This is a genomic window from Lawsonibacter celer (genome assembly GCF_014281125.1).
GTDB lineage: Bacteria > Bacillota > Clostridia > Oscillospirales > Oscillospiraceae > Lawsonibacter_B > Lawsonibacter_B celer.
Genome location: NZ_JACOEA010000005.1, coordinates 126498 through 141096, shown reverse-complemented (window position 1 = coordinate 141096; position 14599 = coordinate 126498). Strand labels below are relative to the sequence as shown.

8 protein-coding genes are annotated in these 14599 nt (G+C 50.7%); 6 read left to right on the top strand and 2 right to left on the bottom strand.

Translation table 11 applies throughout. The annotated features are described in order from the left end of the window. Window positions 1-108 precede the first annotated feature (108 nt). On the top strand, window positions 109-7194 hold the full coding sequence (locus H9Q75_RS09750) for an S-layer homology domain-containing protein (RefSeq protein ID WP_186566559.1): 7086 nt from the start codon (window positions 109-111) through the stop codon (window positions 7192-7194). Window positions 7195-7303: 109 nt separating this feature from the next. Next, window positions 7304-7594, top strand: a complete 291-nt coding sequence (locus H9Q75_RS09745) for a DUF6809 family protein (protein WP_186566557.1) — start codon at window positions 7304-7306, stop codon at window positions 7592-7594. 38 nt (window positions 7595-7632) lie between these two features. On the opposite strand, the gene H9Q75_RS09740 is transcribed toward H9Q75_RS09745, so the two are convergent. Further along, window positions 7633-8583 carry a sigma-70 family RNA polymerase sigma factor gene (locus H9Q75_RS09740; RefSeq protein ID WP_186566555.1) on the bottom strand — a complete coding sequence of 317 codons (951 nt, stop codon included), beginning with the start codon at window positions 8581-8583 and terminating at the stop codon, window positions 7633-7635. Next, window positions 8580-9866 (bottom strand): DUF6076 domain-containing protein, encoded by a 1287-nt coding sequence (locus tag H9Q75_RS09735; protein WP_186566553.1) that lies wholly within the window; start codon window positions 9864-9866, stop codon window positions 8580-8582. Before H9Q75_RS09735 ends, H9Q75_RS09740 begins: the two co-directional genes overlap by 4 nt. A 335-nt stretch (window positions 9867-10201) precedes the next feature. Here H9Q75_RS09735 and H9Q75_RS09730 point away from each other — a divergent pair, with 335 nt between their 5' ends. From H9Q75_RS09730 to H9Q75_RS09715, 4 genes are all read left to right on the top strand, one after another. Further along, the gene (locus H9Q75_RS09730) at window positions 10202-11815 is read left to right on the top strand and encodes a hypothetical protein (protein WP_186566551.1); all 1614 of its coding nucleotides are present in this window, start codon (window positions 10202-10204) and stop codon (window positions 11813-11815) included. Between the two features lie 678 nt (window positions 11816-12493). Beyond that, entirely contained in the window at window positions 12494-12823 is a 330-nt protein-coding gene (locus H9Q75_RS09725; RefSeq protein WP_423788648.1) for a plasmid mobilization protein, read from the top strand. Window positions 12824-12825: 2 nt separating this feature from the next. Then, window positions 12826-14220 carry a relaxase/mobilization nuclease domain-containing protein gene (locus H9Q75_RS09720; RefSeq protein WP_186566547.1) on the top strand — a complete coding sequence of 465 codons (1395 nt, stop codon included), beginning with the start codon at window positions 12826-12828 and terminating at the stop codon, window positions 14218-14220. Between the two features lie 48 nt (window positions 14221-14268). Continuing rightward, window positions 14269-14529: a hypothetical protein gene (locus H9Q75_RS09715; RefSeq protein WP_186566545.1), complete on the top strand. Its 261-nt coding sequence runs from the start codon at window positions 14269-14271 to the stop codon at window positions 14527-14529. Window positions 14530-14599: the final 70 nt, after the last annotated feature.

Genomic DNA, 14599 nt, shown 5'->3' with positions numbered 1-14599 from the left:
CCGACAACGGTTTATGATGAGGGGGTACCCCCTCATCATGGGTTAATTAACCCATGATCGTCTCTCGATATATTTTGTATTTTTGATTTTTCCTAAGGAGGAACGCTTATGAAAAAACGAATTTTAAGTATGCTTCTCGCCATCGTAATGATGGTGGGACTTGTTCCGGGATTTACGCTTTCGGTAAATGCAGCGGAGATAGTGGCAAGCCAGCCTGCCAATGGTGACGGCAGTGCCGAAAATCCCTATCAGATCACGACAGTCGAAGAACTGTACTGGTTTGCAACTCTTGTCAATACGAAAGCAAAAGATGGCGGAAATAATAACGCTCATGCAAAGCTGATGAACAATATCACTGTCAACGAGAATGTGATCGTTGACGGTGCTTTGACATCCGATACTTCTTCCCTGAATGTTTGGACGGCCATGGGCAAGTCATTCACTTCATCGAGCTGGTTCGGCGGCAGTTTTGACGGCAATGCCAAGACCATCAGCGGCCTTTATGTGAATGAAACGAGCAGCTATCGTGGCTTTATCGGCTATTTGGGTGAAGGTGCTTCTGTTAAGAATCTTACCATCACAGATTCGTATTTTACGAGCACTTCGAGCACGCTTGGTGCAGTTGTAGGATATGCGGATTTAACTTCTGTTGTTGAAAACTGCAAGCTGACCGACAGCGTTGTTAGCGGTACAAGCTCTGTTGGCGGTATTGTCGGCGGCGGTGATTACGGCGAGATTATCAGCAACTGTCATGTGTATAACTGCGCAATCACAGGCTCCGGAGATAATGTAGGCGGCATTGCCGGTTCCGCAGGTGACTACAACAATGAAGCCTACATCAGACTCTGCTCTGTAAACGACAGCAGTGTCAGCGGTGCCAATAACGTTGGTGGTATTCTTGGCGAAGGCGGGCGTTTGAGCAAAACCAAAATTTCCGCCTGCTGTAACTACAATACAACCGTTACTGCCACGACAAAAAATGCCGGCGGTATTCTTGGTTCGGACGCAACTTGCTATTCCTGTTTTGTTACCGCAAAAGTAAGTGCTCCTTCCAAACAGGGACCTTTTGCAGGCAACGGCAATAATTCTAATTCTGCCTATGACAGCGAGGTTTACGGTGAAGTTATTACCTATAACAGTTCGAAGGCCTTCACTACTGAAGAGATCAAAGCAGGCGTTGCGACCTATTATCTTACCGATAAAACAGCCAGCAATACTGTCTATGTTCTGTGGGGTCAAAAGATTGGAGAAGACAACTATCCCTCCTGGAATCCGGACAGCAACCCGGACTATATTGTATACCGTGAAGATGACCCTGATGCAGAGGGCGGATACCGTTACTATAACGGTGATGCTGCGGCATCTTACGAACCCAACGAGGACGGTATTTATGAAATCGCTAACAGGACCGATTGGTACAAATTTGCGAAAAAGGCAAAGGAAGATCCTACGATTGACGGTGTCCTGACCGATAATATTGATTTCTCTGCGGTGACTTCCGATAAAATCGAAGATTACCGTATTGGCGAGGGTGATGCCTACACCGGCAGTTTTGACGGCGACGGCTATACTATCAGCGGACTGCCACAGATGGAACTGCCGTTGTTCGATACTATCGGAAGCGGCGGTGAGCTGAAAAATCTGACACTTTCCGGTGCTACTGTCAACTATATAAGCTCTACTCCGGCAGTTGGTTTGGTTGAGAACAATAACGGTACGGTTTCTGATTGCGCAGTATCGGATATAACCCTTATCGGCAGTACAAGTTCTGCAATGATTGGTACGAACAGGGGTACAGTAACCAACTGTACGGCAACTAATATTACTGTTGAAGGCAAATCAGCTGCAGCAGGTATCGTGTATTTCAATACCGGAACTATCGAAAAATGTAATGTTGTTTCAGGCACAGTAAAGGCAGTTCATACCGAAAACTACGATTCACATGCAGGCGGTATTTGTGTGCGTTCAGGTGCAGGAACGATCAGAGAGTGTTCTAATAATGCAGATGTTATCGCAGAAAGTAGTTCTACGATGATATATGCCGCCGCAGGTATTGTAGCTGCCCCAAGCGATAGCGACGGAGCATCGGTACAGGTAACTAAATGCTTTAACTCCGGTGATATTAAGGGCGGTTATGCCGGCGGTATTTCCGGTTATGATAATACATCAGTATATGTAAATCTTTCACTTTGCTACAATGAAGGCGCGATTACCGGCAGCATCGCAGGTGGTATTGCTGCTAGTGGTTCGAATGATTCTTCTGATAAAATTATTAACTGCTACAATGTAGGTGCTGTAAATGCCACTTCAAAAGCAGGCGGTATTGCGGGCGATCAGGGCAATTGCATTATTGAAAACTGCCACAACTATGCAAAAATCGTTTCCGATAACATCGGCGCTCCCATCGTAGGATATAGTTCAGATGTCTGGCCCGGTCCGGACGAGCTAATCAACAACCATGCCATCGAGGGCAACGTTGATGCACCCACAGTCAGTTCCTATCTGGATACAAAAGGAGCTACATCAAACTTTGACGCCATCACTGTCGGAAGCACACGTGAAGAATTTGCAGACGGTACCGTTACCGCCAAGCTCAATGCAGGCAACAGCGAAACTGTATGGTATCAGTACAACGACTATCCCATTTTGGAACAGCGCCATATGCACAAGTGGGCATACGCTCTGGATGGAACCAACACAATCAAGGCAGAATGTGTCAATGCAGGCTGTGACCTTACCAATAACAGCGGTGGCAGCGTTACTATAACAGCTCCTACCGAGCTTGTTTACAGCGGTTCAGCTATGGATGCAGAATGCACCTATGATAACTGGGTGCCAAACAAGCCGACCATCGTTTATAACGAGGTTGACCGTGTGAACGTTACCGGTAACGATATCACCGCTTCCATCACTTTGGGAGATGCAACTGCAACCGTAGATTATAAGATTCAGCCACGTGAAATTATCTCTTCAATGGTAACTCTTTCAAAAACATCGGTTTCATATAACGGAAACAAGCAGACAGTCACCGTTACAGTCAAGTACAATAGTTCTACAACTCTTAATGCAGATACTGACTACGAAATTACAGGTATCACCTCTGCAACAGATATCAGCACCGGAGACGGATATGCCGTTACTGTTACCGGCAAAGGAAATTACATTGGTACAGTTACGAAATACTGGAAAATCAACAAAGGCTCCCTCAGTACACAAATAGAACTTGAGGGATGGGAGTATCTTGACACCCCCAATGCACCTTCTGTCACAAACAACCCTGAAAACGGTGAAGTGACATACACTTACTACGTTCGTGCCGGACGAGGATATAATCCAACCGGATCTGACCACGGTGCGCAAACAGAAGGCGGTGTTCCGAGTTATGTAGGTACTTATTATGTTGGAGCAGTCATTGCTGAAACGGAACATTATCTGGAAACGACGATAAATATTAGACAGTATAAGATGTTCGAAATCTCTTCCAGAGAAGTAAACAATCCTACATTTGAGGGCTTGCAGGCAACTTACCCCTACGATAACGGCAACGAAATCAAGCCTGCCTTCACTCTGAAGGATGATCTGGGCAATGTAATTCCCGAAAGTGAATACACAGTCGCTTACACCAACAATACCGCTGTCGGTGAGGCTACGATTACGGTTACCGACAACGATGGCGGAAACTACACGGTCAGTGGCAGTGCAACGTTTACTATTGCGACGCATAGCCACGAATGGATGTATGAACTTGATGGTACAGATACTATCAAGGCTACCTGTACGGCTGACGGCTGTACCAATACCGACGGCGGCAGCATCAAGATCACAGCAAACAATAGCACCTATACGCCCAATACTCCCCATGCGGCAAACCTGACCGACGCTAATGGTGGTGACGCGGTTGTCATCGGTGATCTTACCGAACTCCCCACCATTCAGTATCAGAAGAAGTCCGGTGAGGGATGGGAAAACGCAACTACCATCACCCCCACCGATGCAGGCACCTACAAGGCCAGCATTACAGTGGATGGCGTGACCGCCTCTGTGGACTACACCATCTCCCCCCTGACCATCACCGGCGCATTGGTTGGAGCCTTTGAGACTATGACCTACAACGGCGGTGCACAGACACCTTCTGCAGTGGTCACCATTGATGGTCTGACCGCTGAGGGCAGATGGAGTCAGGTTACCAACGTGACCGACACTACCACCTTCACCGCCAGCGGAAACTTCACCGGCAAGATCGAGAATCAGAATCCCGGTATGCAGAAGCTGTTCCTGAATGGCGCGACAATCACCCTCGAGAGCGACAGCCTGATCTACAACGGTAGCGCACAGAGCGTGACCATCACCAGTGTCAAGGTGGGCGATGTAGTGGTTCCTACCGATGCCTATAGCGTGTCCAGTAACAGCGGCACCGAAGTGGGTAGCTATACCCTGACCATCACCGCCAACGCCAACGAAAATACCAACTTCACCGGCTCCGCAACCAAGGGCTTCACGATCAACCAGTCCGGGTCTGTGATCGGCGATGACAGTATCAAAACCTATAGGGGTGAGACCGAGACCACGGCCTTCACCTACGGCGATGTCATTACCGTAAAGGCGCAGGTCGCGCCCACCGGAGAAGCACCTATAACCTTTGCTCTGATGCCCAACCAGATGGCGCTGTTCTATGGCGATACGCAGATCTGCGAGGCAGTTGAGGCAGTTAACGGTGTGTATACCATGACCTACAACACCGCCGGCAAGGATCTTCCTGTTGGAACCAGAACCCTTACTGTCAAGTATGTGGGCAACGGCAACATGGCGGATACAGAGAAGAGCGTAGACGTTACGCTGAACAAAAAGCCTCTGACTGTGGTTTCTGCTGTGTCTGACGGCAGAGTTTACGAAAAGAACAATACCTCTGTTACTATTACCGGCGTAACCATCAGCGGCAAGGCTCTGGATACGGATGCGGTTTCTGTGGACACTACTGATCTGACCGGTTCTCTGGCTTCGGACAACGCAGGCACCTATACCAAGGTGACCCTGCCTGCACTGACTCTGACCGGTGATCATAAGGACTATTACATCATCTCCGGCGGCGAAGTTGACACCAATGTTGCCATTGCACAGATCACCGGAACCACCTCTGTGAATGCCTCTCCCGTCACCTACAGTGACATATCCGCAAAGACACAGGATCTGGCTGATGTGGTAGCTTCGTTCAAGAACGGTACCGAGGATCTGACCTACACGGTTGCATCGAAGAGCAGCGAGATCGCCAGCGCATCCATGGATGGCAGCCAGCTGACCTTCAATCTGGCAAGTGGTCTGACCGATGCAGGAACTGCCGCGATCACGGTCGATGTGACCGGTTTTACCAACTATTCCAAGGTCACTGTAACTGTCGATATCGAGCTGACAGACAAGACTATAGTTACGGTTGATATGAGCGACATCGTTCTGGTCAACCGTGACTTCAACGGCGAGGCATTGACCTATACCGGCGAGGCAAAGGCCGACGGCTACACAGGCGCATTTACCTATACCTGGCAGGATGCCGAGGGCAATGCACTGACCGAAGCTCCCACGGATGCAGGCACATACCGTCTGGTTGCATCTGTTTCCGACACCGTGTTTTATGCAGGCTCCAACTATGTGACCGTGACCATTGCACCGAAGGAAGTTACTGTCACTGCTCTGGACAAATCCGCTTATGTGGGCAGCACGGCTCCTGACCTGAGCGTTCCTGTTGCTGGTAAGGATTACACCATCTCCGGACTGGTGGATGATACTGTTGTCACTGTAACACTGAGCTGCACGCCCGACATGAGCAAGGCCGGTGAATATGCCATTACGTCCAGTGCCAGCGAAGAAAGTGGCAACTATACATTTACCTATGTGAATGGAAAGCTGACCGTCACCTATATCCCTTACATTCCCAGCACCCCCAGCGCACCTACTACGCAGAAGGTCACCGTTCCTATCTCCAGTGATGAAGAGACCATTCATGTGGATACCAAGGTCAAGGGAGATACGGCCACCATTGATCATGTGAACCTCGACCATCTCGATACCGTCATTGGTGACCACGTAGAGGAAATCGGCACTGTCACAATCGATTTCTCCGTTCTGGATAAGCCTATCACCACTGTCGAGATTCCTGCCAACGCGGTCAAGGAGATTGCTGATGCAGTCAACGATCCGCACAATGATGCACACAGCTTCGAGGTCATCCTGACAGACGGCACTTCCATTGACTTCGATGCCGAAGCAATGGCTGAGATGGCCGTACAGGCTGATGGAAACGACATCACCATTTCCATCGTGTCTCATGAGGACGCAAAACTGACCAGTGCTCAGGAGTACGTTGTTGGTGATCATGTTGCGTTTGACATCAACGTGACCTCCGGCGGCGAGCATATCAGCGACATGGGTGGCAAGATCACCGTCCACGCTCCCTACGAACTGCAGGATGGCGAGCATCCCCGCGGTATCGTCGTCTGGTACGTCGACGAAGACGGCAAGCGCGAGCGCTGCGAGACCAGCTACGATGCCGAGAACAAGCGCGTCAACTGGAAGACCGATCACCTGTCTCTGTACATGATCGATTATGACGCATCCCTGGCTGAATCCTGCGATGGTGTGACCAACTGCCCCTCCAGGGCATTTACCGATCTGGATACCTCTCTGTGGTATCACGAGGCCACCGACTATGTCCTTGAAAACGGCCTTATGAACGGTGTCGGCAACAACCTATTTGACCCCAACGGCACCACCAGCCGCGCCATGATCGTTACCATCCTGTGGCGCCTGGAAGGTGAGCCTGTGGTCAACTACCTCATGCAGTTCGAGGATGTAGCTGCCGAAACATGGTACACAGAGGCTGTCCGCTGGGCTGCTTCTGAGGGCATCGTCACCGGTTACAGTGATGTGGCATTTGGCCCCAATGATCCGATCACCCGTGAACAGCTGGCGACCATCCTTTACCGCTATGAGCAGCATAAGGGCGGCGGCTTCACCGGTGCCTGGATGTTCCTGTTAGATTATACCGACAGAGACGAAGTTTCCGACTGGGCCTACGAAGCAATGTGCTGGACCACCATGCACGGTGTTATCAACGGCAAGGGCGATGGCATCCTTGATCCCAAGGGCAATGCCAAGCGCTGTGAAGCAGCACAGATGCTGACGAACTATCTTGATAAGTAATTCCTATCAAAAAAGGCGGAGAGTTTCGACTCTCCGCCTTTTTCTGCTTTTAGGGATAGCTTTTCTTCCTCTTATGTGGTAGCTTGTGTTGCTACAGGAGGGATAACACATGAACGAACTACTGAAAGCACTATACGATAATTTTTATGAGAAGCTCCCTGCGGCTGAGATAAAAGCAGAGATAGAAGAATGCCACCAGGTACTTATTGACAGGCTGGAAAAGCCGGAACGCAGACTGGTATTGCATATCATTGATTGCAAAGACCAGATTGCCGAGGACTTGTCCATCGACAGCTTCATCGCCGGTTTCCGTCTGGCAATGCGGCTGAGCCAGGAACTGAATATGTACGACGAAGGGCGTCCAACTCGACCTGTGTGGTCTGAGGAGGACGCCCTTTAATCATTATCTTCTCTGGAATTAGCGTGTGAGAGCAAAGTTTAGTCACACATCAAGGTTTCATCTGTGCTTGCTTCGCTCAGCACCCCGTAGACCTCTGCCAATGCATGAACATATTCGGGGAATTGCATTCGCAACTCCGTATTATCTTCGGGCGGGAGGATCGGTCGCCGCAGCATCCGATGGACAGCCTTCCAAAGCTGAAGTTCGCTTCCTGGATAGGCTTTTTCTAACTTCTCGATTGCACGTTCTTTCGCCTTTTCCACGGCAGACTCCCTCATCATGTGGTACATTCCTATTTCCTTTAGCGGAGTCTTTTTGAATCCAAACACACCGTAAATTTTGCCAAGGATATCTCTGTCCTTTTTCGGAAGGTCATTAAACATCTCCCGAAGCAGTTCGATACAGACCTTTCGGTATACAATTTCCTCCGCCGGTGCCGAGAGTTTACCTGGCATCAACCGCTCAAAGGGATCGCCGTCATAGTCCTCCGATAAAAGGTCATACACGCCACGAAAATGGGTGTTGTAGCGAATATGTCGGATGACCTCTGCTCTGGTGATGTCCATTTCTTCCGCGATTTCATCGATACTGAGCCAGTCCGAGTGGTATAGCTTTTGCGCTCTCCGGACAGCTTCCATGTCGCCCTTGCTCAACGCCAGATTTCCAATGCTCTGCTCCAGCCAGCGTGTCATCCGCCCTTTCAGGTGCGGATAGAGATAGGTGGTCAACTTGGCTCGGCTTTCATCGTACTCTCTGTTTTTAATTCGTGTTAGAAACTCCAGCACCCCCTCACCGAAAAGGTCGTCCAGAATTGTATTCGTATAGGCGGAGAAATACTCCGGACGCTCACTGTCCCTTTGCAGACAGTTGAAATCCTTGGCAGCTTCCTCTGCAATCTTGCGTATCAGACCAATGTTCCTGCGGTAAAGTTTATCCAGCGCGGCCTCGTCTCCATCATAATATTGACGGATCAGCTCTTCGTTGGTCATAGAGCCTCACCCGCCTTTTTCTTCGGAGGACGGCCCCTTTGTTTGGACAGCCGGGTGATCTGACAGAAATGATAGACACGTTCGGCATCTATCTGCTCCGTAAAGCTTTCAACCGAAACGTTCGGATCACGCAGGGCGTCGTAGAGCAGGTCGCGGATATAGTCTTTGGCTCTTCTGGCCTCTTCCTGCGTGATGGAGCCTCTCTGCATATCCTTCGTGATGCGGGAAAATGCGGTCAGCTTGGCCTTCACCTTCGGAATGTTTTTTGCCAGTTCCTTCTGCACCTCCACCGTGCCGAACTGCCGACAGGTATAACCGGGAGCGTGGGGACAGGCGCCCTCACAGTACAGAGCGTGAACACCACTTTTGAGCAAAAAGAATTTCTCGCAGATGATACACCGGCGAATATTGTATCCACTATTTAGGGCCAGCATATAATCCGCTTTCATCAGCGCCTGCAAACTGTCCGTTACATGCTCCTGACAGATGGCCACAGAACCATCCGGCAGCTCCCGCGGCACATAAGAGAGCATATGCCTGTCGTGGGTCCTGTAACAATCGCCGTCACAACGAATGGGATTAACGATGAGCTTTTCCGCAAGACGCCGGTCATTGTAAAAATCATAAAGCGCAGCCGCATAGGTTTCCGGGCTGTTGGTTTTTAATTTCGATAAGATGAATTTAATAAAGTTGCGAATTGTTGGAACGAAGGCGCGGATATCATGGAGATATCTCCGATATCGATCAATATGTCCGCAATACAGATTCCATGTTTCGTCTGTGGCTCCGACCGCAAGCAGCATCTGATAATACATATCCTCATCGCCGCAGTCTGGGTCAAACAAGTCAAAATCTCCTTGTCGGGGTTCTGTTTGCTGGAAGAAGTCATCAACAAAACTCTGCAATTTTAGAATTGTGCTTTCAGGAGAACTGCTATATTCCTCTCCAGCAAACAGGTCGTACTGCTCGGTCACCTGCCGCACAACGGAAAAATACCGATCCTCATCCTCGTCCAACAGCAAACGAAACACGGTCCATGAGCGAAGCTCCTGACAAAGCGCGGCCATCTCTTCGTTCAGTTCCCACCATACAGGTAACTGCTTGCTCTTGGCATAGGACTGCTCCAACTCGGTGATATGCGCCATCCGTTCGTGCATGGGACGGTAATCATCGGGCGACAGATTCAGCAGCTCCTCCGTCAGTCTTCCTGCATCGAACTGCTGTCCGCTCAGTTCCAGGGTGCTGCCATAGGTATAAAAAATAATATTGTTCTCCATCTCCATAAGCACCCTCCTCGGAATTAATTTGTCCTACTTGATTTTTAATCCGTCCACACTTTTTACAAGAATACCATGATTTCCTCCACAATACAAGCAGAGGGGTAAAGAACGCACGCCACCTGTGTTTGCCATCTCTCTGCAATATGAATACTGGCCCCACTTTTTGTGGGGTCAAATCTTTTAAGGAGGAAAAATATTTAAAGCAAATCCCCGAAAACATTTACGCAGAAAACTTCGTAGCTAAGAACAACTGCCTGTACGATGTCCGCACCAACAGGCAGGGGTCCAATGAACGAAAGCTCTGCAACTTCGTCCCCTGGCTTGTCCGAGAGGTCACCATGGATGACGGAGTGGAAACTACAACGCGCATCGCTCTCACAGGTGTCCACGAGAGCGGTCGCACACTTCCTGTGGTAGAGATCCCCACAGAAGATCTGAGCAGCTTCAACTGGCTCAATAGACATTGGGGCATCGACTGTATTCTGGAACCCGGTGCCACCATCAAGGACACTATCCGTTATGCCATCCAGACCACCGCGCACAATGCTGAACGCAGTATGGTCTACACCGTCACCGGCTGGCGTGAAACCGAGGAAGGCTGGCAGTTCCTGATGCCCGGAGATGAAGCCGTCACGGTTTCTCTGCCCGGTAAGATGCAGGGCTACAATATGGAGCGGCATTGGGAGAAGATAGACATCGCAACTTCTCTCGCTCTCCTGGATTCCAAGGTCGCACCACCTGAGATCCTGTTCCCCATGCTGGCGTTTGCATTTCTCTCTCCGCTGAATCATTTTCTCAAGCTGGCCAGCCACGAACCTAAGTTTGTTCTCTTTCTCGTGGGTAAGACCGGCAGCCGCAAAAGTACACTGGCAGCTTTGTTCCTGTCCTTCTTCGGAAGGTTCACCGGGACGGAGCTGCCTTTGTCATTTCGGGACACCGGCAACAGTATTCTGAATCACGCCTTTTCTCTGAAAGATGTGCTCACCTGCATTGATGATTTCCATCCCGCAGGCAGACAGGAGGAAAGCAAACTGACCGCATCCGCGCAGAGTATCATGCGCGCCTATGGTGACAGAACCGGCCGTGGTCGTCTGAACTCAGACTCCACTCCTATGGAAACGCGGCCTCCCCGGGGCAACGCTATCGTCACCGGTGAGTTCCCGCCCGACATTGGCGAGAGCGGCACCGCCAGATATTTCTCTCTGGAGTTACATGACGGTGATGTGGATCTGGATGACCTCACCATGTTCCAGGAAGAGGCATCGAAAGGCGTGCTGCAGAGATGCATGTTCAGCTTTGTGGAATGGCTGAAGGAAACGTGCCTTAGCAACAAGGAAGTAGAAGCAAAATTCATCTCTGCATTGAAAAATCTGTTTGAAGCACGACGCAGTGTATTTCAGAAAGCATGTCCCAACTGCCATGGTCGAGTACCGGAGTCTGCCGCATGGCTGGAAATCGGTATGGAACTGTATCTGAGTTTCACCGCAGCACGGTTAGAGCTTCCGAAAAGTGATCTGAATGGGTACCGCAATCAGTTCTATGAGATGCTGGTGCGACTCTGCAAACAGCAGGCTGAGAATGTTCGGCAGGATCGTCCCACCCATAAATTCATCCGCAAGCTCTACGCACTTCTGGAAAGCGATCAGTGCTGTCTGCTGAACAGATACACCACCGACGATTATATCCCTCCCAACTGCATTGGCTACGAAGATGATATGTTCATCTATCTGCACAGTGAGCCCGCGCACAGATTGGTGAGAAAGTTCTGCGAGGAACAGGGTGAATCCTTCAGCATTTCTAATAAGGAACTCCTCAAGCAGATGGCAGAGGAAGGTCTGCTTTCTCCTGGCAAGGAACAGAACACTAAGTCTATTCGCATCAACGAAAAAAGCAAGCGCCTGGCCTGCATCTACAAGTCCAAAGCACGACAGATCTATGACGGTGCTTTGTAAAAAACATGTGTGGCAGGCGTCGCAGAGGAGAAAACCGCAGTGCTTGGTGTATCGCATGAATGTCCAAAGCCATTGAAAACACTGGCTTACAGGCAACTGCGGGAGATGGAGAGCGTCTGCATTTCTGCCTCTGCTCTGCATCTGATTCGCGCCTGCTCTGTATCTGAAAGAGCAGTGTAGAAAGCCTTGAATCTACTGATTTTCCGCCTTCTGCATCTGAAAACACGCTTGTGAAACAGATACCCGGCGCGGTACAAAACTCCGCCGTTTGAGGCCACAGGAGCCGCTGTGTGCGGTTTTCAATGCAAGGTAGAGTAGCTGCCCCACCGGCAGAGCGCGGGGAAATCACCTCCCCCAATAGGGTTCCCGCCGAAGCCCAGCGAAAGCGGGTTCGGTGGGAAGAGGACGAGCGACAGAGTGGACGAGCCTTCCCGCTTGCGGGGAGGCGAGGGATGCGTCGTCCGCTCGGACGACGGCCAGCATCGCGTTTGTCTGGTCTGCGGCAATGCCGCTGCCCGCCTTCCGCACATATCCCGGGCAGAAGCCCGGACCCACTTCCAGCTGCGAGCGTTTCTGCGGAAACGCTTTAACCGCCTGTCGGCGGCGCAGCTTCAAAGGGGGACCAGTCCCCCTTTGAGGATCCCCCAGCTCTCCGAGGGGGACGGAAGGAATTATTCTATGAAAGGACAACTCATTATGAAGAAAGATATCAAGTTTAGTACCCGCATGGCAGCTGAAGACCGTGCGACCATCAAAGAACTGGCAACGCAGTCTCGTATGTCTATGAGCAACTATGTCACTGCCTGCTGTCTGGGTCAGCAGATCATTATTATTGAAGGTCTGAAGGACGTGCTGAAAGAGCTCAAGGCCATTGGCAACAACCTCAATCAGCTGGTGACGCTGGCACACATGGGAAAGATCACCGTGGTCAATCTCAATGAGGTGCGTCAGCTCCTCGCTGACATCCGAACCACCGTACGTGAGATTGCGGAACGAAAGCGATGGTGACCATGGCAATCGTAAGTTTCACAAATTACAAACGAGGTCAGACTCGTGGTGGCATGGGCGCGGTGATGCGATACACCACCCAGGACTGGAAGACGGAGTTCAACGGTCGGCAGTTGGTAACAGGGATCAACTGTCAGCGGGAAACAGTCTACGGCGATTTTATGCTAACAAAATCTTTGTACCATAAAACGGACGGTACGATGTTCTACCACATGGTGCAGAGCTTCCCAAAGGGCGCCGATGTCGATCCTGCGGTTGCACATGCGGCGGCGCAAAAGCTGGCTGAGTATTTCAGTGGTCATGAAGTTCTGGTGTGTACGCATACGGACCGTGAGCATATCCACTCCCACTTCATCATCAACTCAGTCAGCTTCGACACCGGAAAGAAACTGCACATCGCAAAAGAGCAACTGCAGGAACTGCGCCAACGCAACGACGAAGTGTGTATGCAGTTCTCTCTGCCGGTGTTTGTGCCCGACCCCAACCGACAGAAGTCCAAGCGCACGACCACCGGTGAATATCACACCGCTGCCCGTGGTCAGAGCAAGAAGATGCAGCTCATGAATATCATCAACGACTGTATGCGCCACGCATCCAACCGTGATGAGTTCATCGCTCTGATGGAAAGCGAAGGCTATAAAGTGCGCTGGGAGAAGTCCCGGCAAAACATCACCTATACCACGCCGAGTGGTTGGCAGTGTCGTGACCGCCTGCTGTTCGGCGATAAATATCTGAAGGAGAATATGGAACATGAATTTGAAATCCGAGCAGAACTTATCTATGGACGAACTCATGGAGAGAAATCGTCATCCGCATATGCGACAGACAGAGCCGCAGCAGACTACTATGCCGACTCCGTCAGAACCGGAGGTGAAGGAACATCATGTGGTGATCAACTGGACGATACCCGAGAGCATGGAACGCCTCGAGAATCGGTTGCAGACACTGGAGGAACAGAACAGTTGGCAGACGGAGCTCCTCCGCAGGCTGTGCGAGAGGCCGACAGCGTATGCGACACAGACGCAGATGGACGAACTGCTGAAAGCGGTGAAGCATCTGGAGCAGATGATCGAACAGGCTGGGAAGCCGAAAGAGAAATCTTCTTTGCGGCGCAAAATCAGACTGCCCAGGCTGCACCTGTCTCTTCCGGAATGGGACTGGCCGACAGTGGTCACGGCAGTGATGGCGCTGGCCATGGCAGCGTTGCTTCTGTTCTGGTTCAAGTCGGGCGGCGGCTGGAGCAGTCTCAGTCTCCTGCGCCGGTGATGGACAGCACCACGCAGCATCACCACACCGACAGCAAAGCGCTCCGCAAGGAGAAGGAAAAGAAAATCGCTCTCGGTCACAAAGAGGATGACCATGAAGAACAAACCTATACCTGGCAGCAAATGCTGTGAATATTCCCCTCCTGCGAGGGGAATACTTTTTGAAAGGAGTGACGCCTATTGCGCATGACAGTGAATGAAGAGAGTAAAATCGTTGGGATCTGGCTGACAAATGCGGAAAAAAACGACGCCGAACTGCGTGAGTCTCTGAAGCCGCTGTACAAACAGTACCATGATCAAAAATACCTGGTCGCCGTATATATGTCAGGTGAGCAAGACCTGTACGAAAATACGCGCGACCTTTTGCTTTACAATCGCCGACGCTCTGCGGAAAAGGAAGTTCAGGCAGAAAAAGCTGCCGGAATGACTATGCAGATGTAAGCATCAAGGGGGAGGCAATGCCTCCCCCCGATTTTTTATTCCGAAATACCATTGCAATTTCCAAATGCAT

Coding starts and splice junctions, on each gene's coding strand:
- H9Q75_RS09725 (WP_423788648.1), top strand. CDS start 12,494: ATGAAAGGACAACTCATTATGAAGAAAGATATCAAGTTTAGTACCCGC.
- H9Q75_RS09740 (WP_186566555.1), bottom strand. CDS start 8,583: ATGACCAACGAAGAGCTGATCCGTCAATATTATGATGGAGACGAGGCC.
- H9Q75_RS09745 (WP_186566557.1), top strand. CDS start 7,304: ATGAACGAACTACTGAAAGCACTATACGATAATTTTTATGAGAAGCTC.
- H9Q75_RS09730 (WP_186566551.1), top strand. CDS start 10,202: ATGGATGACGGAGTGGAAACTACAACGCGCATCGCTCTCACAGGTGTC.
- H9Q75_RS09735 (WP_186566553.1), bottom strand. CDS start 9,866: ATGGAGATGGAGAACAATATTATTTTTTATACCTATGGCAGCACCCTG.
- H9Q75_RS09750 (WP_186566559.1), top strand. CDS start 109: ATGAAAAAACGAATTTTAAGTATGCTTCTCGCCATCGTAATGATGGTG.
- H9Q75_RS09720 (WP_186566547.1), top strand. CDS start 12,826: ATGGCAATCGTAAGTTTCACAAATTACAAACGAGGTCAGACTCGTGGT.